Origin of the sequence: Acinetobacter sp. YH01011 (genome assembly GCF_013420785.1) — a bacterium.
Lineage (GTDB): Bacteria > Pseudomonadota > Gammaproteobacteria > Pseudomonadales > Moraxellaceae > Acinetobacter > Acinetobacter towneri.
In genome coordinates this window covers 23,237-44,830 of the sequence record NZ_VOYG01000017.1, presented here as the reverse complement: position 1 = coordinate 44,830, position 21,594 = coordinate 23,237, and the positions used below count along the sequence as shown (strand labels likewise).

Genomic DNA, 21,594 nt, shown 5'->3' with positions numbered 1-21,594 from the left:
ATTAAACACCATTAAATCAGATGCTTGTGTATTTTTTAATCAAAAAAAATAGCTCACCGAAGTGAGCCAAATTTTCAAAATATTGTGACTTAGCTTTTAAAGATGAATCAGTCAAAATTTAAAGAATGATAACTTAATGAGTGCAACTGCAATCATTCCAAGCTGAGATCCCTCACTAGAAAATACGATTCTGATCTTTTTCAGCTTTAGGCAGTTTTTTTGCAATTTGCTGAGCAATCGCAATGTAACTATCGGCAGCATCATCGCCTGCAATCACTGACGGCGTACCTGCATCGACATTTTCACGAATACTGACATTCAATGGTAAACGCCCAAGTAACGGAATGGCATATTGTTCTGCCAGTTTATCGCCACCACCTTGACCAAAAATTTGTTCTTCGTAGCCGCAGTTTGAGCAGATATGCGTCGACATATTCTCAATTACGCCCATGACAGGGATTTGCACACGATTAAATAGTTCGATGCCTTTGACAGCATCCATTAAGGCAACATTTTGTGGTGTAGTCACAATCACCGCTCCCGTTACAGGAATACGCTGTGCAAGTGTCAATTGAATATCCCCCGTTCCTGGTGGCATATCAATCATCAACACATCTAAATCTGGCCATAAAGTTTGATTAAAGAGCTGCATTAATGCACCTGTGGCTTTTGGTCCACGCCACGCTACAGGTGTATTGTGGTCACCTGTTAAATGTCCGATGGATAACACAGGCATCCCAAAAGCATCCAACGGTACAAACTGCTCGGCTTCAATCATTGGGGTTCTGCCTGCATTGCCGAGCATGGTCGGAATACTTGGACCATAAATATCGGCATCCAATACGCCAACTTTTAAGCCGAGCTTTTGCAAAGCTAAAGCCAAATTTACTGTAGTGGTAGATTTTCCAACCCCGCCTTTGCCTGAAGATACCAAAATTACGTTTTGAATACGCGGATGTTTCGGCACATCACGTTGGTGTGGCGCAGCTTTTTGAATCGGTGGATTATTCGGATCGGCTTCTTGCATTGAACTTTGGCCCGCAGCATCGACCACCGGTGGTAAATGAGATGTTGCAGTCTGTGTGGTCGATGTTGCGCAGCTTTCATCTTCAGCATGTTGATGCCCACAACTTTCTTTTTTCTGTCCAGATTTCTGCTGAATCACATGCATATTCAGTTCTTTAATGCCGCATTTTTCTAAAGCATCTGCCAGTTCATCATGAATTTGTTGTAAATGTTGTTTTTCTTCAGGATAAGTATTGATGGTGATTTGCAGAATATCACCTTGCACATTCACTTGAGAAATACGATCTTTTAAAGCATGTTCAGATTCAGGCAATATATAACTTTGTAGCACGTGCTGAATAGCTTCCTCATTCACCGTATGCGAAGGTGAAAAAACTGATTTAAGTGAAGAAAGCCAAGACATAGATTTACTCCAAAGTTTGGAAATACCGCGATTTTGATAGTGTAACGATAATTCAGTATAAGGTTAAGTCGTGCTATCACTGAAATACTTAATTCTGAGTATATTGCTTGGTTTTTGACATGATTTATCTTCAAATGCAGACCAAGAGCTTGTTTCGATATTGTATTTAGCCTTCTAAGCGGATTTGAAAAGAATTCCTGGAATCCCTTGTGCATCTATGTGCTATCTAAGGTAAAATTGCCCGAATTGCATCGTCCCTATTTGAGAGAGTTATATCCGTGCGTCAAATTTTAGTCACTAACGCCCTACCATACGCCAATGGTCCGATCCATATGGGTCACTTACTCGGTTATATCCAGGCAGATATCTGGGTTCGCGCCATGCGTGCAATGGGACATGACGTGACTTATGTCTGTGCGGATGATGCGCATGGTACAGCAATCATGCTGCGTGCCGAAGCCAACGGGATTAGCCCTGAACAGCAAATTGCCAATGTGCAACAAGAACACATTCGCGATTTTGACGGTTTTGGTGTGCATTTTGATCATTATGATTCAACGCATAGCGACACCAACCGCGCACGTGCCAGCGAAATTTATGTCAAAAACCGTGATGCAGGCAATATTGCTGTTCGTCCCGTCACGCAATTATTTGACCCTGAAAAAGGCATGTTCTTATCAGATCGTTTTATTAAAGGCACTTGCCCAAAATGTAAAGCGGAAGATCAATACGGCGATTCTTGCGAAGTTTGCGGCACAACCTATAATGCGACTGAGCTGATTAATCCAAAATCGACTTTGAGCGGTGCAACGCCAGTAGAAAAATCATCAGATCATTACTTCTTTAAATTGCCTAATTTTGGCGAATATTTGCAAAAATGGACGCGCGATGAAGGTCGTTTGCCAGTTTCAATTGCCAACAAATTAGATGAATGGTTTGAAAATGGCTTGAATGACTGGGATATTTCACGTGATGCACCATATTTTGGTTTTGAAATTCCAGATGCACCAAATAAATATTTCTATGTCTGGGTTGATGCGCCAATTGGTTATATGTCGAGTTTTGAAAACTACGTAAAAACCAAACGCCCTGACCTAAATTTTGACGATTATTGGAAAAAAGATTCAGACAAAGAAGTCTATCACTTCATTGGTAAAGACATCGTATATTTCCACGCATTATTCTGGCCTGCAATGTTAGATGGTGCAGGTTATCGCACGCCTACAGGTTTATTTGTAAATGGTTTCTTGACTGTAAATGGTCAAAAAATGTCGAAATCTCGCGGCACATTTATTAAAGCAGAAACGTATTTACAGCATTTAAATCCTGAATATTTACGCTATTACTTTGCATCAAAACTGTCTGATAAAGTTGAAGACTCTGACTTAAATCTGGATGATTTTGTGCAGAAAGTAAACTCTGATCTTGTAGGTAAAGTGGTGAATATTGCCAGTCGTTGTGCCAAATTCATCAACACTAAATTTGATAACAAATTAAGTGCAAGCTGTGCAGAACCTGAGTTGGTACAAAGCTTTATTGCTGCAGGTGACTCGATTGCCAAAGCATACGAAGAGCGTGAATTCTCTGCGGCAATTCGTGAAATTATGGCGCTTGCTGACCGCGCCAACCAATATATTGATGAGAAAAAGCCTTGGGCTTTAGCCAAAATTGAAGGCGAAGAACAGCAAGTTCATGACGTATGTTCTGTAGGGATTAACCTATTCCGTCAATTGGCGATTTATCTTGCGCCTGTACTGCCAACCTTGGCTGAACAAGTTCAAGCCTTCTTACAGTTAGATAGCTTTAACTTTGAATCACGTAAAACTGTTTTAGTCGGTCATGAAATTGCGTTGTTCCAACCACTCATGCAACGTGTTGATCCGAAAGCGGTAGCTGCAATGGTAGATGCATCTAAAGATTCTTTAGCCGCACCTGCTGAAGCACCAAAAACGGAAAAGAAAAAAGAAAAAGCCAAAGAGAAAAAAGCAGAACCTAAAGTCGGTGAAGCGGAAATTATCACGATTGATGACTTTGTCAAAATTGATTTACGTGTTGCAGAAGTTTTAGAGGCTGCAACCGTTGAAGGTTCAGACAAACTGCTTCAATTAACTTTAAATGTAGGTGAAGCTGAGCCACGTAATGTGTTTAGTGGTATTCGTGAATTTTATCAACCAGAAGATTTAAAAGGCAAATTGGTGGTGATGGTGGCTAACCTTGCACCTCGTAAAATGCGTTTTGGTATTTCTAACGGTATGGTACTTGCTGCGGGTAATGGCGAAGGTGTTTGGGTGATTTCACCTGAATCTGGCGCAAAACCGGGTGATAAAGTGTCTTAATTTTTAGACACTGATAAAAAGCCCTGCTATATTTTAGTGGGGTTTTTTTATAGTTATAAATAATGAATAGATGGATAAAGTTTTTTTGCTTAGTTCTACCAATAGTCTTGATAATTATTAGTTTGCTAGCTACCTATTTTATTTTTACCAACAAAGCTTTTCAAATTGGAGTAACCTCCTTGATTGATCCAAATTTAGGAGCTTCTTTAGGTAATTTGTATGGAGGAGTTATAGGTACTCTCTTAAGTGCATCAAGCATATTCCTCTTGATTTATACAATTATTAATCAAAAAGATGAAGCACAGAAAAATAATTTAAAGTCTAATTTTTTTAAAATGATTGATTATCACAACCAACATTTGATAAATATTTCTTTACCCAATACCAATCCGCAACACCCACCAAAAGAAGGGAAAAAGGCTTTTGTAACCTTCAAAATTCAGTTCAAACGAATTTTAGAAACGATTCAAGAAATTTCTGTACAAGAAAATCTCCAACTCAATAAATCACAAATATTAGATATCTCATACGTTATTTTTTACTTTGGTATAGAGGGAAGTTGGACGACATTTATAGTAAATAAACTATCAAGGTATAATGGATTTAATGAAGAATTAGTTATTAAAATTCAGAAAAGGTTAATGGAAAAGGATTTTAGAGGCTGCTTATTGAAAACCAATCAAACTCATTTAAGCTCTTATTTTAGAAATATGTATAATGCTATAAAAATAGTAGATGAATCAACAATCCTAAGTGATTTTGAAAAATACGAGTTAATAAAAATTTACCGTGCTCAACTTTCAAACCCTGAGCTTTATATCCTTTTTTTCAATGTTTTATCGCGTTTTGGAAAAAAATGGCTCCAAAATAATTTTATAAATAAATATGATTTTATTAAAAATATTCCATTTGAATATTGTGACGGATATGACCCTAAACATTACTTTCCATCTATCAAATTCGAAGAGGATGAATATTGATTTAAGTACTAACGCACAGAAAGGTGACATGGATGTAGCCTGTTCGTTAGGCACACGGACGTGCCCTCTAACGAACAAAGGATTTTTGTTACTTTTGATCCTTTAAAAGTAAGGCAAACATTTTAATTATTAGAATACCCTCATCCCAATCTTCTCCCAAAAGGCATAGGTATCTACACAAATAAATCACTTCATCCCAAAAATTAACTTTAATCCCAATACTGTCATGACCGCCCCTGCTGCACGGTCAAAAATAGCCTTAAACTTAATATAAGCCTGACGCGGTTTTTCTGCAGACAAAGCCACTGCAACCAATGAACACCAACCTGCATCAATAAAAAAACACAGAATTGGCAGCACCACATAAAAATAGTTCGGAATTTCTTTAGGCAACAAAGCCGTAAAAATACTCGCCAAGACAATTACAATTTTAGGGTTAGATAACTGCGTAATTAAACCTGTAGTAAACGCACGGCGCAGTGACATTTGCTGTCCATGTGCAAGATTGGTTTGAATAGGCGCTTTGGCATGCTTCACAATTTTATAAGCCAAAAACAACAAATATAAACCACCACAAATTTTAAGCAGAAAATATGCTGAAGGCACTGCCAATAAAATAGCCTGCAACCCCATCACCGCCAATAAACCAAAAATTGCGGCACCCGTACCCGTGCCTAAAGCCGTAAATAAACCATGCTTACGTGAAATGGCTATCGAATTTTTTGCCACATAAATAAAGGTAGGCCCAGGACTAATTGCCCCCAACATTAATGCCAAAGCAATAGAGCCTAAAATCAATAATGATTCCAAGATAGACCTCAAGATTAGAATAATTTTCAATTATTTATTTTACTTAAAAAACCATAATAGAAGATATAATTTTTTTGATTTATGTTTATAAATTTAAGGATTTTTCAAGCAATTTGATATTTATTAAAAAAACCAAAAATAGAGTAAAAACTCAATTTAATTTCAATATCAAACAGTTAAAACATAGCATATGAACAGTAAAATTTTATTGTGCATCCATTTTTTCTATTAAAGTTTTTTTCTGATAATAATTTATCATCGATTTTTAGCAGAACTTTCATATATTTTTAAAACATATAATCCCATAATAAAATTATGGCTTTAATTTTCTTTAGAACTACAACCGAGGCACATCAGATGCAAAATAAAAGACTGAAAACATTAGACCGCTCTAAATCACATCTTTGGATTGTAGGTGGAGGCATAGCTGGTATGGCTGCTGCTGCTTTTGCGATTCGTGACGCTAAAGTGCCAGCCGAACATATCCATATTTTAGAAGAATTGAATGTTTCTGGTGGTTCGATGGATGGTGGACATAATCCGCTTAATCCGAACCAAGCATGGGTCACACGTGGTGGACGTATGCTAACTGATGAGACTTATTTGTGTACTTGGGATTTATTTTCAAGCATCCCATCTTTAGAAAATCCAGACATTTCTGTTCGCGAAGAATGTCGTGAATTTAACGAACAAATTAAAACCAATGCTCAAGCACGTTTGATCGACTCAAATCATATTGTTGCAGAAGCTCAAAAATTGGGATTATCAACGCTCAACCGTGCTCAAATGTTACGTCTACTGGCATTAAAAGAAGATCGTATCGGTAGTCGCCGTATTGATGAATTTTTTGATGATACATTTTTCCAAAGTAATTTTTGGCGGATGTGGCGAACCACGTTTGCCTTTCAAAAATGGCATAGCGCAGCGGAATTACGCCGTTATTTTCTACGTTTCATTCAAGAATTACCACGCATCCATACCTTAGCAGGTGTGAAACGAACTAAATACAATCAATATGATTCAATGATTCATCCTCTACAACGCTGGTTGGTGGAACAAGGCGTTGATGTTCGTTTCGGTAGTTATGTCACAGATGCAGACTTTGTCGAAGATGCCCAAACGAAGGAACGTAAGGCAACCCAACTTTATGTCAACATTCCAGAAGGCACTGAACAAATTCAACTGGGTGAGCATGATCTTGCGCTCTTTACTTTAGGTTCGATTACGGCTGATTCACGTTATGGCGATAAATTCGATGTTCCTGAGCTGATTCGTGATCGACAAGATCATGGCTGGCGTTTGTGGGAAACATTGGCTCAAAAAGCTCCTGATTTTGGTCGTCCAATGACCTTCTATGGCAACATTGATGAGCATAAATGGAAATCCTTTACGCTCACCATGCATGATGATGTGCTGCTAAAACGGATTATTGATTACACAGGAAATGAACCGGGTACAGGTGCACTCATGACTTGGTTTGAATCTGGTTGGCATCTATCTGTGGTCGTTCCAGCTCAACCGCATTTTGCTGACTTACCAGAAGGTAAATTCACCTTATGGGGTTATGGTTTTGAAATTGACCATATCGGCGATTACATTAAAAAACCGATGAGTGAAGCGACAGGTCAAGAGATTTTAATTGAGTTGATTCATCAACTTGGTTTCGATGACATCTTGGATCATGTGTTGGCACATACTGACATTACCACAGTAATGATGCCTTATGCTTCTGCCCTATTTGCATGTCGTAAAGCAGGTGATCGCCCATTGGTCATTCCAGAAAATGCGGTCAACTTTGCTTTCTTAGGTCAATTCGTAGAGCTTGAAGATGATGTGGTTTTCACGGTGGAATATTCCGTACGTTGTGCCATGATTGCCATTTACCAGCTCTTAGGTGTCGAACGTGAAATTCCAGAGATTTACAATGGTTTACTCGATCCTAAAGTTGGCTTAAATGCTTTGGAAGCAGTTTTTCATTAAATTTAAAAAAGCCATAGGGTAAATTGCTGCCCTATGGTTATTCAACTTACTTTGATAAAACGATCTTTGTACACGACAAAAAAAGATAACTCATTGAAATAATGGCATAATACTTGTTTTCTGACGATGAATATGATGACACATTTCAATGAGTTACATCTCATCTTAAACAAATATCTAAAGTTGAACAAGTCACATGTAAAATGTTTTACACTGATTATGCTGGCATTAATTGTAAAACAGACATGTAATCTTTCTTCTGCATTTAAAGCCTTACCCATCACGTGCTTACCACAATCATTTTTATCGATGTATACAACGCTTCTTTGCAGATCAGTATTTCGATTATCGTCAAATTTCTCAGTTAATTTTCAATATATTTTTATTCGATAAAGTCCAATTAACTTTGGATAGAACCAACTGGAAATGGGGAAAACGAGATATCAATATCTTGATGTTAGCCATCGTCTATCGTGGAATAGCGATACCTATTGTTTGGACATTGCTCAATGAACCAGGCCATGTGGAACAGATTTCCCCCGCTGCGGGTTCAGAGTTCAGTGTACTTAAACCTGACAATCCCACAGGAAATTTTACCAAAGTCGTTCAACGTATAGCGGTACGTATCACCATTGATCCGAATTAAAAAGGGATCGAAAATCTAAGCCCTGGTATGTCGGTGATCACGTCGGTGGATACCGACTCATAAACCAACACTGACATTCTCAATCAAATACATTTACAATGTGGTCAAATTCATTTCTCGTTCGCAAAAAATGTTTGATCACATTGCTTTTCCTACCCCTTATCAAACATTAGAACTTCCCCAGCCTGTTCAACTGACCATCAAACGCCTTGATCAGATTCATCCCCAGATTTCGGGCAACAAGTTTTTTAAACTCAAATACAACCTCTTGGCAGCACAACAGCAAGGTTTTTCTCAAGTCCTCACTTTTGGCGGTGCATTTTCCAATCATATTGCAGCAACAGCTTTTGCAGCACAGCATTTTGGTTTTCAAAGTATCGGCATCATTCGTGGTCAGGAACTTGCGACCCAAGACTTAAATCCTACCCTACAAACAGCGCAAGATTTTGGCATGCAACTGCATTTTGTCAGCCGAGCCGAATATCGTCTGCGCCATGAAGTAGAATATTTACAACAACTTCAACAGCAATATCCTCAAGCCTTTATTATTCCAGAGGGTGGAAGCAATTCCCTTGCCATTCAAGGGACACAGGAAATCCTCTCCCCTGATGATTTAGAAAATTATGACGTAATTTGTTGTGCCGTGGGTACAGGTGGAACTCTTGCAGGCATCATTGAAAGCAGTTCAGATCACCAGCACATTTTAGGCTTTTCAGCCTTGAAAGGTGATTTTCTCAAACAGGACATTCAACAATGGACTGATAAAAGCAATTGGTCTTTAACCGATGCTTATTGTGGTGGCGGCTATGCCAAAACTACAGCTGAATTATTGAAATTTATTCAAAATTTTGAGCAAAAATATCAAATTCCACTCGAACACATTTATACAGGTAAAATGATGATGGGAATTCTTGATTTAATCCAGCACAATCATTTCCCTGCCCACACTCGAATCCTGGCCATTCATACAGGTGGGTTGCAAGGAAAGCTTAAAGCATATTAAAACCCCCACAAATCTTTTATAATTGCTCGCTTTTCGTCTACCGAGTAATACTCATGGTTCATCAGGTTGATGTTGTTGTTTTAGGTGCGGGCGCATCGGGGCTGATGACTGCTTACATGGCAGCACAACGTGGTCGTAAAGTATTGGTGCTAGAAAAAGCCAATAAAGTGGGCAAAAAAATTCTGATGTCGGGTGGTGGTAAATGTAACTTTACCAACTTAGAAGTCGAGCCAAACCATTATATTTCACATAATCCACATTTTGTCATTTCTGCTCTCACCCGTTATACCAACTGGGATTTTATTGGTTTGGTCTGCGAATACGGCATTGAATATGAAGAACGTAAACACGGACAATTATTCACCTTAAACGGCGCTAAAGAAATTTTAGCCATGCTCTTGGCCGAATGTGAAAAAACCAATCTGGTCAATATTCAAACTAATTGTGAAGTCAAAGCTGTGAATGCCCTAGATGATCAAGGTTTCCAAATTGCAACGACTTTAGGGTATTTCCAAGCAAGCGCTGTGGTTGTAGCCACAGGTGGTTTATCTATTCCAACTTTAGGTGGCTCTGGAATTGGCTATGAAATTGCTAAACAGTTTGGTCATCGTGTTTACCCGACCCGTGCAGGTTTAGTGCCTTTTACCTTCTCAGACAGCTTTAAAGAAGTCACTACACGTTTAAGCGGTAATGCGGTGGATGCGACTTTATCAAATTCATTGACTAGTTTTACCGAAGCATTGCTATTCACCCATCGCGGTTTGAGTGGGCCGAGTGCCTTACAGCTTTCTAATTATTGGGATGTCGGACAAAGTTTTAAAATTAACTTTTTACCTTACTTAGAACTCTATGACTTTTTTAAAAATAAAAAGCAAAGCAGTCCTAAAGTTTTACTGCGCACCTTACTCAGCGAGCATCTGCCAAAAAGTGTAGTGGCTGAATTACAGCAACTGATTTGGCCTGCACTCTCTGAAACGGCAATTGGCAATATCAGTGATGAAAAGCTAGAACAGATTGCAGCACGTTTAAATGCCTTTGAAGTCAAACCATCAGGCACAGAAGGTTATCGTACTGCCGAAGTCACTTTAGGCGGAGTCGATACCCAAGAAGTTTCCTCTAAAACTATGGAAAGTAAAAAACAAAAAGGCTTGTATTTTGTTGGGGAAGTTTTAGATGTAACGGGACATTTGGGCGGCTATAATTTCCAATGGGCGTGGTCATCTGCACATGCAGCATCGGAGTATGTTTAAGTTTGCTTTTAGATGAAACATGCAAACAAATGAATGTGATAAAAATGATTCTAGTCTAAACAGAATAATATTGATCTTGCCGATCAAATTGCAAAATGACAAAAGCCAGTTTTTTCTAAACTGGCTTTTTCTTTAACACCGTCACGTACTATAAAGACTTAGCAATACGTGAATCCTGTTATTTTATTCTAAATAATCGGTACGAAATAATACCAATTTTGGCGTATTTGCCAAACGTGATTCAGTTTGCTGCATTTTAAGCACAGCATTTTGTTGATGCATAGGTAACGAATTTGCCACTTGAACTTTTAAACTGATACGTAATTTGTTTAGCATATTGATTTCTCTCATTATTGTCATCCTTGCGCGAATTTTAAGACTCAAATATTTCAGCTTGGTTAAAACCCAAGTTTTTTATTTTTCCCTTAAACCCTCATCAAGCTTTCCAAGTTATTGATCTGATTTATCCAAATCAGTCTTTGGCTCATTCCTGCCAAAGTTGATTAATTTTTAACATAATTTAAGAGCTTGGTCTATCCTCTTTTGGATGATTTTTCTCAACATTTTCAGTTGGTTTTGCGGTGGCTTCTGGCTTGGCAAAAACAAATTTATAGGCTGCAACAAAAAAGCCGATGGTGATGCCAGCAATCACGATTGGGGCAAAAAACTTATCGGGTGCTGATTTGGACATTAGTCTTTCCTCTTTTTTAATGAATACCGAAAAGAAATCGACCAATACGGTGATTGGTCGATCATCTTAGCGATTCAAATCAAAATTTGAACAGGTTATTTCGGGTCATTTTTTGGATGTTCATCAACATCTGGTTCAGCCTCACCTGTCGAACCAAATGGGTTGTTGACTGGTGGATGTTCAGGATCAACCTTTAAGGTATCTGGCACTGCATGATCAGTTGCCGCTTCAGGTGTTGTAGTCACATCACTTACAGACGCTTGCGGCTGCTCAGATACAATAGGTGTCATCACACTTGATGCTGACGTTGCCGTTTCTGTCTTGTGCAAAGGATTCGGTTGATTTGCCTCACGTTTAGCTTTATCAATCAAATCAGTTAACACACGTTCTGCAGGTTGACGACCACCTAAACCAAAGGCAAGTGCGAAAGCCACTGCAACAGAACCAAGAGTTAAACCAAAGGCCAAGTTCACAATAGAGTCTGCAATACCCATCGCGCGTAAGCCCATGGCTACCACCAAGCCCATAATTAAAATACGGACTAAGTTTGCCAACCAACGTGAGCTGTTATATTCACCGCGCTGTACCACTTTGGCGACCAAATTCGCTAGCCAGAAACCCACCACCAAAATGACAGCACCCAACAGAATATCTGCACCAAACTGGATAAACATGGCAATCAAGCCGCTGACTTGATCAAAGCCCAAACGGTTCGCCGCTTCAGATACCGCAAATAGCATGGTAAAGAATACGATCAGATAACCAACCACACATGAAATTTTAGTTGTACCTAAAAAGCGCTGTAAGTCGAGTTTGGCAGGAATACCATCGACTCCTGTGCCTGCAACCACTTCCACCACAATATTGGCTACAAAACGCGACACCACATAAGCCAAAATAAGAATCAGACCTGCCGCAATAATATGCGGGATCGCATTCATAATTTCATACAGCATGGCAGTCGCAGGCTGTGAAATGGCTTCAATGCCAAGTGCCTCAAAACCAATAATCAAGGCGGTGATGATCACCAAGGCGAAAACAAACGAACCGAGTAATTTAGGTAAATTTGAATTTTTAAAAATGCCAACTTTTTCAGCATGCTGTTGAATATTCAGGCTGCCTAATAAACCTTCGACAATGCCACGAACAATTTTTGCCAGAATGTATCCGACAAAAACAATCACGCCTGCAATGAAGATGTTCGGTAAATACAGCACAACTTCATTCACCATGTTTTGCACAGGGAACAACAGACCGTTTAAGCCTAAAATTGACAGCACAATTGGCAAGAACAGCAATAAAATCAGCCAATAAACAATTTCACTGATATTTTGACTTAAGCCACTCACACCCACATCGGCACTGAGTTTTTCATCCAACTGGGTACGTGCCAACAGTTTTTGCATCCCCACTTTGACCAGATTTGCCAAAATCCACCCAATAAAAGCAACGGCTACAGCAGCCAGTAAAGAAGGAATAAACAGTAAGAACTGCTGAATCATATTACTGAATGGCCCACTGACACTGGTCAGATTCAACACATTCAGCGCACCAATGACCGCAATAATTAAAATCACCCAAAACACGACCCGCGACACTATCACTTCAATATTTGAACGATGCCCCGTTGCATTTGATAATTTTTGATCGGTACCTAATTTTTGTAGAACCTTTTTAATTCCACCCGCAACCAATAATGCAATCACCCACCCGACAAGTAAAATTGCGACTGCAGCTAAAATGGGTTGAAATTGCTCCCAATAATACATGGCATCAAAACCTCTGCCATGTAGGTTCCCATTAAAATAATCATTCATCTTGTTTAATCCTCATGGTGATTAGCTTCATTTTTAGGTTTGCACCACGGCGCAAAACTGCTTTTTATCGATTCAAATTATTGAGTAAAGCTCTATTCACCATAGAATTTGCATATTTTTTATTCAACCTTAGGATGCAGAATCGCAACAATTCTACAAAGGAGGGACAATAAACCTTGCGAAAATCCACAAAAAAGCCCTGCATCTAGGCAAGGCTGAATTTGTAAATATGAATTTTTGACGCTTAGGCTAAGCTACCGATCTGTTGCTGTTGCAGTATTACTGTCCTCTGCACGTGCTTCATCTCCAGCTGTGCCCGTTGTCGTGCTATTTGGCGTTGCTTGTTGTACGGTTGGATTAGGATGTCCAGGAGGTGCTTCGCTCGGACTCGGATTGCGATCCGCCATCATGTAAATCAGCAATGCCAATAAAAAGATTCCCACCAGTAGAAGCATATAGACTGGAATACGTTTTTTTCGCTTAATGTCTTCAGCTGAGTTTACATGAGGTGGTTTATTGAAATCATGTGGCATGTTCCCCTCACTTATGTATTTATCTGATGAATTTTTATACTAACAAGCTCCTCACGCTTATTGTGTGACAATACATAGCAAGATGGTGAAAAGATGTAATATACCTCAAGTACCACCTATGTTGCCCAATATCGACAAAGCTGCCTCTCACGGGGAAATGCGCTATAATCACGTACCGTTTTTTTGTGTACTTTGAACTTTATGGCGTATCGTCAACAAAGTGTATCGCTTGATCTTGACACTGACGTCACTCATCAATGTGCCTTGCACTATACCCGTGATGGGCATCTCATTGGTATTATTGAATTTAGCAAGCCCAGCTATCTGCTCAAATGGGGCGATTTGGAATATTTCCGTCGTCGTACCGAAGAATTTTCGGTCATGCCATTTCCAGATTGTGTGAATGCCATGATCATTGATATTCGCAACATTGCTGCATTTCTGGATAATGAAGTGCCAATTTTACCGTGGCGCTTACTTGAAGAAGAATGTCCTGTGCGTTTGGTGGTTCCTCAAGAGCGCTTAGAGCATTATGCAGGTTTTTTTGAACCGACTTGGCTAAGTAGCGATGTCGATAGCGCGATTCAGGAAATCCGCGAATATATGGATATGTTTGTGCACTAATTTCTTTGAAGAGTCACTTTCAAGCATTGCGTTCAAAAGTTGCTTTCAAAATTGAATCGCACCAAGCAAAAACCTCATCTGCAGCGTTGTAGATGAGGTTTTTATATGAATGGTGAAGATCACCTCAACAACCAATTTTTAGCGAATTGTGAAAATACATTTATTTTCAAAACTCGATTTAGGCAGCCACAAAACCTGCTTAAAACGCACCTGATCTATGCCAAAACTTCGCATTTTCTTAGATGTATAGCGCCAACCGACACAGTCTTGATATTTTTCATATTCAGGTGCCTGCCCTGCAATGGTTGAGCTTTGCTGAACTTTAATTTTCTGAAAAAAAGCGGTTTCCTTTGCACGGATTGGGCCAATATATTCATTATACATTTGCTCCATTTCAGCACTTTCAAATTGCATTTTTTGCAAACTGCCACCATGCCAACCCAACTGACTACGCAAGTTTAAATATTTTACTTTGCCCGCAGGAAACACATAATTGGCACAAGAAGAAAAGCTATACTGCGCAACTTCTACATTAAGTTGATGGTCAAAGACCAAATTGCCCAAATCAATACCTAAGCCGATCTCGCCACCCCGACTGTTGATTTTTAAGGTATCAATTTTATCTGACTGTTTAAGTAATTCCGCTGCACGTGCGTTGGCTTCAGGGCTAAGTGGCCCATCATAAATGAGTACGTGATCTTGCACAGCAACCTGAGTTTCCACCGTTTCAGCCTGTACGGTTTGTGCGACTATAAACATCAGCCCTGCGCTGGCTATATATTTGAACAGTTGATATTTGAATAGTTGTATCACATCCTCACCAATAATTTTCAACTGCAATATTACCTTCCCCGCGGCGATTCATGGTTAAACCACGTGCTTTTAAGGCTTCTTTGGTATCATCAACCATGGCAGGGTTACCGCATAACATCACATGGCTAGTTTCAGGGTTGAGTACACTGCCTGCAGCCTGTTCCAGTTCGCCATTCGCAATTAATACAGGCAAACGATCATGCAAAGCAGCTTGAGGGTCGCGAGTGATAATTGGGATAAACTCAAAGCCTGTATGCCCTTCGCCAAAAGTTTCGGCAATTTCGTGAATTTTATCGACATAAGCTAATTCGGCTTCGGTGCGCACACTATAAACCAAATAGATATATTGATATTTTGTCCACGTTTCAAAATCTTGCAGCATGGATAAAAACGGTGCAAGACCTGTACCTGTGGCCAGTAACCATAAATCGTGTGGGGCAGGCAATTGATAACGCGCCAAGGTCAAAAAACCATAAGGGATTTTTTCCAAGTACAGCTCATCGCCCACTTGAAGGTACTGCAAGTTAGAAGTAAACGCACCATCTGGCACGACAATTGAGAAAAACTCTAAAGTTTCATCAAAGGGTGATGACACCACCGAATAAGCACGTACCACCAATTCATCATCCACTTTTAACCCGATACGTGCAAACTGCCCTGCAGTAAATTTAAAATGCGCGGGTCGGGTCATAATGAAGCTAAACAAGGTGTTGGTCCAACGATGAACCGAAAGCACTTTTTCTAAAGTAAATTTTTCAATTGACATGATTTGAGCGTGGCATGAAAGACTGTGCTCATGTTAGCATGTTGGGGTAATTTATGAATATTTTTAAATGTTAAGGCTTGATTCATGCGCATGACTTTACGCCAGTTGGCGGTTTTTGTAGCAGTTGCCCAAGAAGGGACAGTAACCAAAGCCAGTGATGCCGTTAAGCTCACCCAAAGTGCTGCAAGCATGGCCTTAGCAGATTTGGAAGATGGCTTGGGTGCTCCACTGTTTGACCGTTTGGGTAAGCGTCTACAACTAAATGATTTGGGTCGTTTTTTATTGCCACAAGCCTTAGAAATTTTGGGGCGTTGTGAAGCGTTTGAGCAAGCTGCTAAAGGCGAACTACAAAGCATCGATTTGCGTTTAGGTGCAACCCTCACCATCAGTGACTATTTGATGCCTGATTTAATGGCAGACTTTTTGCAAATTCAGCCACAGGCGCATTTACAATTACAAGTGGGCAATACCCGCCAAATGATTGAAGCTGTAAATCAGTTTCAGCTAGATTTAGCCTTGATAGAAGGCTCTTGTCACTTGCCACAACTCCAATGTATTCATTGGCGTGATGATGAGCTTGCAGTGTGCTGTGCACCAAGTCATCCTTTAGCGCAGTTAAACCGTGCTTTAAGCATTGCAGATTTTGAAGACGCCGAGTGGATTTTACGTGAAGAAGGTTCAGGTACCCGTGAAGTGTTTGACAATGCAATTTTAAAAGACCTGCCTGATGCCAATATTCGTTTAACTTTGGGTCATAACGAAGCGATTTTAAAAATTGTCGCAGGTGGAATTGGTATGTCGTGTATTTCACGATTGGCGATTGAACCTTTACTAGAAAAAGGTCAATTGGTGATTTTAGATACACCTTTCTGGCAACTGACGCGCCCGTTATTCATGTTGGTGCATCGTCAGAAATACCAAGGGCCTGGCTTAAAGGCATTTATGAAGTTTTGCGACGCGAAATAGTTTATAAAAGAGTACCGATGATGGTACTCTTTTTTTAGCGATTAAACTGACTCTCACACGGTATGCCGTCACCATCACCGTCCATTTTAGTATTTGGACAATTTCGTATAAAGAATAATGCTTCTTCGTAAGACGTCATTTGACTACAGTGCTCACGCCCATCACAAGTAAAGTTCTGTTCAACAACAGGAACTTCTACTACTTTTTGTACTGATAAAGCTTCAGGCTGACTATTTTGCCAAGCTTGGTACTTATTAAATACTGCATAAGCCAAGCCGAATATAATCAATATACCAATATAAGTAACAAAATTGGATGAGTTATTTTCAGACTTCTGCTGTCTTTTATGATTCTGCTTTGTCGTATGAATTGCCCTTGATTGAGGTGTATGCCTTTCGACTGCAACCTTAATATCTAGACGGACAATATTATCTGCTTTGAACTTGCCATTTTCTTCTACTTTACGAAATTTTAGATTTTCTCCCACTTTTAGTGGAATATTTTTATTGGGAAAATCTTTAATATGAAAAAATAAATCTTTAGGCTCTCCTTCTATTTGAATAAAACCAAAGCCTCGTTCTTCGTTATAAGTTTTTATTTTCCCTTCTAAAAACATAAATTACTCTTTTCACGTTAATTTTTGATTATTGTACAAAAAAAGAGGCGAAAATGCCTCTTTTCTGTGCATGAAAACATTTAAAACTAACGCTTTAAGTTTGATAACAATGCAGACGTAATCGACGTATTCGCAGCAACCGCTTTGGCTTTTTTTGCTTTTTTGGATTTATCTTCTACAGGTTCAATATTAATGGCTTTATAACGATCACCATTTTGAACCACATTAAATTTAACGCGATCATTGCGCTTTGGCTCGCCTTCAGCCGCAGGAAAATCCGAGATATGGAAAAACACTTCACCTTCAGGTGCGGCAATAAATCCATAGCCTTTTTCGGCATTATATTGTTTGATTTTCCCTTGATATTGTTCAGATTTCATGGCTTAACCTTTTACGAGCTGCACTTTATATGAGTATATAAAAAAGAGGCAGTTAATGCCTCTTTTTCACCGACATTCGGCTTAATCTTTTTGCACTGAACCAAAAATTTTATCGCCTGCATCACCCAAGCCAGGCACAATATAACCATCTTGGTTTAAACCTTCATCTACCGATGCAGTAAAGATCACCACATCTGGATGCGCGGCTTCTACACGTTGAATGCCTTCTGGCGCTGCAACCAAAACCATCACACGAATGTCTTTACAACCACTGGCTTTGAGCAAATCAATCGCTGCCACTAAAGATGAACCTGTGGCAAGCATAGGGTCAATAATCATCGCAATACGGTTTTGTACATCTGGTACTAATTTTTTGTAGTACGTACGCGCTTCTAAAGTTTCTTCATCACGTTCCAAGCCAAGTACAGACACTTTGGCACTTGGAATCAAGTTTAAGAAACCATCTAACATGCCAATACCTGCACGTAAAATAGGCACAACCGTAATTTTTTTACCCGCAATACGGTCTACAGTGACTGCACCATTCCAACCCGCAATTTCGTGCTCGACCATAGGCAAATCTTTGGTCGCTTCATAAGTCAGCAACATGGTGACTTCTTGTGCCAATTCACGGAAGTTTTTGGTGCTGATATCAGCACGACGTAATAGCCCTAATTTATGACGAATAAGCGGATGTCGGATTTCATGAATAGCCACGGGAGAACACCTAAAAGGAAAGAAAAGCAAATATCATTTTATTATATGCTGTTTTTATTGTGTATATAAACCAAAAAGCCCTCAATTTATGAAGGCTTTTTGACTGAAAGTTAAACTTCTTTCAAATTATTGCTGTGACAGCATGAAATGGATTGGTGACAAAATTTCAGCTTCAAGTGCAATTTTGATAATTGGGTCTGGATAAACACCAATCACCAATACCGCTAAAGCTGCAGCCAATACCATAATACCGCCCACTTTTTGACCCCAATGATCAACAGCGTCCATTTTTGGTTCATCTGGCGGTGTCATATACATCACCACCATAACGCGCAAGTAGTAGTACAAACCAATACCTGAACCTACGATGATCATCGCAGCTAAGAACCAGTGCTGAGTCGTTACCGCAGCCATCACCACCAAGAACTTACCAATGAAGCCTGCAGTTAATGGAATACCTGCAAGAGAAAGCATCATCACGGTTAATACAGCAGTCAATACTGGACGACGCCAGAACAAACCACGGTAGTCAGCCAAACTTTCAGCTTCTGCTACGTTGTTGTATGGGCTAGACATTAATGCCACTGCACCAAACGCGCCAATAGTCGTCAAGACATAGGTAATCACATAAACGCTGACATTACCCAAGCTTGCATAAGTCATGCTGATCAAACCAATCAACAAATAACCAAAGTGTGCAATTGATGAGTAAGCCAAAATACGTTTCAAGTTCACTTGACGTACAGCAAGGAAGTTACCCACCAAAATTGAAAGCACGGCAATAATGGTCATGATAGTTACAATCGAGTCGATCAGGATTGCCCCTGAACCCAAAATGTAACGCACGAACAAACCAATGGTTGCTACTTTCGCTGCAGTCGCAAGGAAGGTTGCGATTGGTGCAGGCGCACCGTCATAAACGTCTGGTGTCCATTTGTGGAATGGCGCCAAAGACAGTTTAAATGCCACAGCAAAGACAATTAAGCCTAAACCTAAAATTACCAAAGGTTGCTGGATGTTTTGCATTAATGCTTGAACAGAGTCATAGAACGACAATGAACCTGTGTACGCATAAATGTACGCCATACCCATAAGCAACATTGCTGATGCAGTTGCAGACAATACTAAGTACTTCACACCCGCTTCTAAAGATTTAGAACGCTGGTGGGTATATGCCAATAAGCCATAAACAGGAATTGACATTAACTCAAGGCTAATGAAGAACGATGCATAGTGCGAACTTGACACCATCAACATAGCACCCGCTACAGAACATAACATCAAGATGTAAAGTTCTTCGCGGTTGTCTTTATAGGTCTCAATATAAGCATGAGACAAAGTAGAACATGCCAATGCTGCGATCAGAATCACCAGTTGATATAACAAGGTGAACGGATCAATCATAAACATGCCCATCACGCTGGCAGGAGCAAAGTTCCCACCAAACATCATGAGTAAAAGGTAAGCCGCAGCGAGGTTCAAGCCCACCACTGATGCTGTAGCAATTAAGTTATGGTTACGCTTAATTGCAGTAAGGATCATCACGACAATCGCAGTTAAAGCCACGATCATCACAGGAGCTAAAGGCATAAGCTCAGAAAATGACATTGTGAAGTTCATGGCTTATTGGATCTCCACATTTTCGAGTTGAGCTGTTACTTCTTGCGTAACTTCAACTACTTCTTGAACTGGGATGTAGCTATTTGCTAACCACGCCATACTTGAATTTGAAATATCAAGGAAGGTTTGTGGATACAGACCAAGCCATACTAGACCCAGCGCACAAATTGAAAGAATCACAACTTCACGTGCATTTAAATCTTTTAACGGATTTGCATAGTGCTGTTTTTGCTCTTCATTTGGTACACCAAACAAAGCTTTGTGAATCAGGATTAAACCGTAAACACCTGCAAAAACTAAGCTGATTGCCGCAATAATTGTGAAGGCTGGGAACTGTTCAAATGAACCCATTAAAATCAGGAATTCACCAATAAAGTTACCTAAACCAGGAATACCGACTAACGCAGCCACAAAGAACATGAGGAAGAATGAAAGGTATTGGAATTGACCACGAATACCGCCCATTAAACGCATGTCACGTGTATGTACGCGCTCGTAAATTTGACCACACATAATGAACAATGCAGCAGATGACAAGCCATGTGCCAACATCATGATCATTAAGCCTTGGTAAGTCAGGATATTACCTGCATAAATTGCAAGTAATACGAAGCCCATGTGCGAAATTGAGGTATAGGCAAGTAAACGCTTCATATCGGTTTGCTGGAAAGCACACCACGCGCCGTAGAACACACCAATTAAACCCAAAATAATGGCGATGTCTGCAAACTGAGCAGAAGCCGCTGGGAAGAATGGAATCACGAAACGTAATAAACCGTATGCCGCAGTTTTAATCAAAATACCTGCAAGGTCGACAGAACCCGCTGTAGGCGCTTGTGCGTGTGCATCTGGTAACCAACCGTGTAATGGGAAAACTGGAAGTTTTACCGCAAAACCGATGAATAAACAGATCATGAAGGCATAAGCGACTGCTGGTAATTGTGCGTCAAGTGTATTCGCTACAGCCAATAAATAGTTGTAGTTGAATGAAATTGTACCTGACATCATGTATCCGTAGATCACTAGACCTAAGATACCAATCAACATGATTAAACCAGCAACTTGCGTATAGATAAAGAATTTGGTTGCAGCGTAAACACGTGAACGACCATTTGAACCTTTATGACCCCATAACGCAATCAGGAAGTAGATTGGTACAAGCATCATCTCCCAGAAGAAGAAGAACAGGAACAAGTCAATCGCAAGGAATACACCAATTACCCCACCCAAAGACCATAAAAGGTTAAGGTGGAAGAAACCGACGTTCTTTTGAATCTCACCAAATGAACAGCCTACCGCTAAAATACCCAGTAATGCGGTTAAACCCACCATGAGTAAAGATAAGCCATCCACCGCTAAGTGAATGTTGATGCCTAGGGTTTGAATCCAAGGCAACATAAATTCAGCCGACCAAGTTGGAACTTGAGCGCCTAATTCATAGTTATAGCTAGCACCTTGCCACAATGCGACAGTTAAGCCCAAAGTAACGAGCATGCCCACTAAAGCAATGTAACGCGGTAATTTATCGTCGAGTTTATCGACCAACCAGCAAATAAAACCTGCAATGAACGGAACAAGGATCAGCGCGGGTAGAATTAAATTGTTTGGAGTATCCAT

The 21,594-nt window shown here is 39.9% G+C and carries 20 protein-coding genes and 2 pseudogenes; 9 read left to right on the top strand and 13 right to left on the bottom strand.

The window, feature by feature from the left end; all coding sequences use genetic code 11:
* Window positions 1-175: 175 nt before the first annotated feature.
* Entirely contained in the window at window positions 176-1,429 is a 1,254-nt protein-coding gene (gene apbC / locus FTT78_RS11680; RefSeq protein WP_180044331.1) for an iron-sulfur cluster carrier protein ApbC, read from the bottom strand.
* Between the two features lie 278 nt (window positions 1,430-1,707).
* Between apbC and metG the strand changes: the two genes are divergently transcribed.
* Complete coding sequence (gene metG / locus FTT78_RS11675; RefSeq protein WP_180044329.1) at window positions 1,708-3,765, top strand: methionine--tRNA ligase; 2,058 nt, start codon at window positions 1,708-1,710, stop codon at window positions 3,763-3,765.
* Window positions 3,766-3,944: 179 nt separating this feature from the next.
* Window positions 3,945-4,745, top strand: a complete 801-nt coding sequence (locus tag FTT78_RS11670) for a putative phage abortive infection protein (RefSeq protein WP_228278934.1) — start codon at window positions 3,945-3,947, stop codon at window positions 4,743-4,745.
* 186 nt (window positions 4,746-4,931) lie between these two features.
* Here the strand turns inward: FTT78_RS11670 and FTT78_RS11665 are convergent, their stop codons facing one another.
* The gene (locus FTT78_RS11665; protein ID WP_180044327.1) at window positions 4,932-5,555 is read right to left on the bottom strand and encodes a LysE family translocator; all 624 of its coding nucleotides are present in this window, start codon (window positions 5,553-5,555) and stop codon (window positions 4,932-4,934) included.
* 357 nt (window positions 5,556-5,912) lie between these two features.
* On the opposite strand from FTT78_RS11665, the gene FTT78_RS11660 reads away from it, so the two are divergent.
* The 5 genes and pseudogenes from FTT78_RS11660 (at window position 5,913) to FTT78_RS11645 (ending at window position 10,434) form a co-directional block, all read left to right on the top strand.
* Complete coding sequence (locus tag FTT78_RS11660) at window positions 5,913-7,535, top strand: oleate hydratase (RefSeq protein ID WP_096901820.1); 1,623 nt, start codon at window positions 5,913-5,915, stop codon at window positions 7,533-7,535.
* Between the two features lie 135 nt (window positions 7,536-7,670).
* Window positions 7,671-8,058, top strand: a pseudogene (locus FTT78_RS13410) (IS4 family transposase); the annotation flags it as partial.
* Window positions 8,053-8,244 (top strand): annotated as a pseudogene (locus FTT78_RS11655) (HlyD family secretion protein); the annotation flags it as partial. The pseudogenes FTT78_RS13410 and FTT78_RS11655, both read left to right, overlap by 6 nt.
* A 67-nt stretch (window positions 8,245-8,311) precedes the next feature.
* Window positions 8,312-9,184: a 1-aminocyclopropane-1-carboxylate deaminase/D-cysteine desulfhydrase gene (locus FTT78_RS11650; protein WP_167846176.1), complete on the top strand. Its 873-nt coding sequence runs from the start codon at window positions 8,312-8,314 to the stop codon at window positions 9,182-9,184.
* A gap of 53 nt (window positions 9,185-9,237) precedes the next feature.
* Window positions 9,238-10,434, top strand: a complete 1,197-nt coding sequence (locus tag FTT78_RS11645) for an NAD(P)/FAD-dependent oxidoreductase (RefSeq protein WP_180008777.1) — start codon at window positions 9,238-9,240, stop codon at window positions 10,432-10,434.
* Between the two features lie 183 nt (window positions 10,435-10,617).
* On the opposite strand, the gene FTT78_RS11640 is transcribed toward FTT78_RS11645, so the two are convergent.
* The 4 genes from FTT78_RS11640 to FTT78_RS11625 all read right to left on the bottom strand — a co-directional run bounded on the left by FTT78_RS11640 (window position 10,618) and on the right by FTT78_RS11625 (window position 13,475).
* On the bottom strand, window positions 10,618-10,785 hold the full coding sequence (locus FTT78_RS11640; RefSeq protein WP_004975492.1) for a hypothetical protein: 168 nt from the start codon (window positions 10,783-10,785) through the stop codon (window positions 10,618-10,620).
* A gap of 169 nt (window positions 10,786-10,954) precedes the next feature.
* The gene (locus tag FTT78_RS11635) at window positions 10,955-11,125 is read right to left on the bottom strand and encodes a hypothetical protein (RefSeq protein ID WP_004975491.1); all 171 of its coding nucleotides are present in this window, start codon (window positions 11,123-11,125) and stop codon (window positions 10,955-10,957) included.
* A gap of 95 nt (window positions 11,126-11,220) precedes the next feature.
* On the bottom strand, window positions 11,221-12,942 hold the full coding sequence (locus FTT78_RS11630; protein WP_180005977.1) for a mechanosensitive ion channel: 1,722 nt from the start codon (window positions 12,940-12,942) through the stop codon (window positions 11,221-11,223).
* A gap of 254 nt (window positions 12,943-13,196) precedes the next feature.
* Window positions 13,197-13,475, bottom strand: a complete 279-nt coding sequence (locus FTT78_RS11625; protein WP_004975487.1) for a hypothetical protein — start codon at window positions 13,473-13,475, stop codon at window positions 13,197-13,199.
* 201 nt (window positions 13,476-13,676) lie between these two features.
* On the opposite strand from FTT78_RS11625, the gene FTT78_RS11620 reads away from it, so the two are divergent.
* The gene (locus FTT78_RS11620) at window positions 13,677-14,099 is read left to right on the top strand and encodes a hypothetical protein (protein WP_004975486.1); all 423 of its coding nucleotides are present in this window, start codon (window positions 13,677-13,679) and stop codon (window positions 14,097-14,099) included.
* A gap of 138 nt (window positions 14,100-14,237) precedes the next feature.
* Here FTT78_RS11620 and FTT78_RS11615 read toward each other — a convergent pair whose 3' ends face one another.
* Together FTT78_RS11615 and FTT78_RS11610 are read right to left on the bottom strand one after the other, a co-directional pair.
* Window positions 14,238-14,912 carry a hypothetical protein gene (locus FTT78_RS11615; RefSeq protein ID WP_180044325.1) on the bottom strand — a complete coding sequence of 225 codons (675 nt, stop codon included), beginning with the start codon at window positions 14,910-14,912 and terminating at the stop codon, window positions 14,238-14,240.
* Between the two features lie 4 nt (window positions 14,913-14,916).
* Window positions 14,917-15,678: a ferredoxin--NADP reductase gene (locus tag FTT78_RS11610; RefSeq protein WP_180044323.1), complete on the bottom strand. Its 762-nt coding sequence runs from the start codon at window positions 15,676-15,678 to the stop codon at window positions 14,917-14,919.
* A gap of 84 nt (window positions 15,679-15,762) precedes the next feature.
* Here FTT78_RS11610 and gigC point away from each other — a divergent pair, with 84 nt between their 5' ends.
* On the top strand, window positions 15,763-16,644 hold the full coding sequence (gene gigC / locus FTT78_RS11605; protein WP_004975482.1) for a LysR family transcriptional regulator GigC: 882 nt from the start codon (window positions 15,763-15,765) through the stop codon (window positions 16,642-16,644).
* A gap of 34 nt (window positions 16,645-16,678) precedes the next feature.
* Here gigC and FTT78_RS11600 read toward each other — a convergent pair whose 3' ends face one another.
* The 5 genes from FTT78_RS11600 to nuoM form a co-directional block, all read right to left on the bottom strand.
* Entirely contained in the window at window positions 16,679-17,260 is a 582-nt protein-coding gene (locus tag FTT78_RS11600; protein WP_096901807.1) for a cold shock domain-containing protein, read from the bottom strand.
* An 86-nt stretch (window positions 17,261-17,346) separates the two neighbouring features.
* The gene (locus FTT78_RS11595) at window positions 17,347-17,640 is read right to left on the bottom strand and encodes a cold-shock protein (protein WP_004975478.1); all 294 of its coding nucleotides are present in this window, start codon (window positions 17,638-17,640) and stop codon (window positions 17,347-17,349) included.
* An 81-nt stretch (window positions 17,641-17,721) separates the two neighbouring features.
* The gene (gene upp / locus FTT78_RS11590) at window positions 17,722-18,357 is read right to left on the bottom strand and encodes a uracil phosphoribosyltransferase (protein WP_004975475.1); all 636 of its coding nucleotides are present in this window, start codon (window positions 18,355-18,357) and stop codon (window positions 17,722-17,724) included.
* A 126-nt stretch (window positions 18,358-18,483) separates the two neighbouring features.
* Window positions 18,484-19,977 (bottom strand): NADH-quinone oxidoreductase subunit NuoN, encoded by a 1,494-nt coding sequence (gene nuoN, locus FTT78_RS11585; protein ID WP_180044322.1) that lies wholly within the window; start codon window positions 19,975-19,977, stop codon window positions 18,484-18,486.
* Window positions 19,978-19,980: 3 nt separating this feature from the next.
* Window positions 19,981-21,594, bottom strand: coding sequence for an NADH-quinone oxidoreductase subunit M (gene nuoM / locus FTT78_RS11580; RefSeq protein WP_004975471.1), 1,614 nt, complete (start codon window positions 21,592-21,594; stop codon window positions 19,981-19,983).

Bases quoted from the DNA above. Each gene is read 5' to 3' on its own strand.
- apbC (WP_180044331.1), bottom strand. From the start codon at position 1,429: ATGTCTTGGCTTTCTTCACTTAAATCAGTTTTTTCACCTTCGCATACG.
- FTT78_RS11660 (WP_096901820.1), top strand. From the start codon at position 5,913: ATGCAAAATAAAAGACTGAAAACATTAGACCGCTCTAAATCACATCTT.
- FTT78_RS11650 (WP_167846176.1), top strand. From the start codon at position 8,312: ATGTTTGATCACATTGCTTTTCCTACCCCTTATCAAACATTAGAACTT.
- FTT78_RS11645 (WP_180008777.1), top strand. From the start codon at position 9,238: ATGGTTCATCAGGTTGATGTTGTTGTTTTAGGTGCGGGCGCATCGGGG.
- FTT78_RS11640 (WP_004975492.1), bottom strand. From the start codon at position 10,785: ATGAGAGAAATCAATATGCTAAACAAATTACGTATCAGTTTAAAAGTT.
- FTT78_RS11635 (WP_004975491.1), bottom strand. From the start codon at position 11,125: ATGTCCAAATCAGCACCCGATAAGTTTTTTGCCCCAATCGTGATTGCT.
- FTT78_RS11630 (WP_180005977.1), bottom strand. From the start codon at position 12,942: ATGAATGATTATTTTAATGGGAACCTACATGGCAGAGGTTTTGATGCC.
- FTT78_RS11625 (WP_004975487.1), bottom strand. From the start codon at position 13,475: ATGCCACATGATTTCAATAAACCACCTCATGTAAACTCAGCTGAAGAC.
- FTT78_RS11620 (WP_004975486.1), top strand. From the start codon at position 13,677: ATGGCGTATCGTCAACAAAGTGTATCGCTTGATCTTGACACTGACGTC.
- FTT78_RS11610 (WP_180044323.1), bottom strand. From the start codon at position 15,678: ATGTCAATTGAAAAATTTACTTTAGAAAAAGTGCTTTCGGTTCATCGT.
- gigC (WP_004975482.1), top strand. From the start codon at position 15,763: ATGCGCATGACTTTACGCCAGTTGGCGGTTTTTGTAGCAGTTGCCCAA.
- FTT78_RS11600 (WP_096901807.1), bottom strand. From the start codon at position 17,260: ATGTTTTTAGAAGGGAAAATAAAAACTTATAACGAAGAACGAGGCTTT.
- FTT78_RS11595 (WP_004975478.1), bottom strand. From the start codon at position 17,640: ATGAAATCTGAACAATATCAAGGGAAAATCAAACAATATAATGCCGAA.
- nuoN (WP_180044322.1), bottom strand. From the start codon at position 19,977: ATGAACTTCACAATGTCATTTTCTGAGCTTATGCCTTTAGCTCCTGTG.
- nuoM (WP_004975471.1), bottom strand. From the start codon at position 21,594: ATGGATACTCCAAACAATTTAATTCTACCCGCGCTGATCCTTGTTCCG.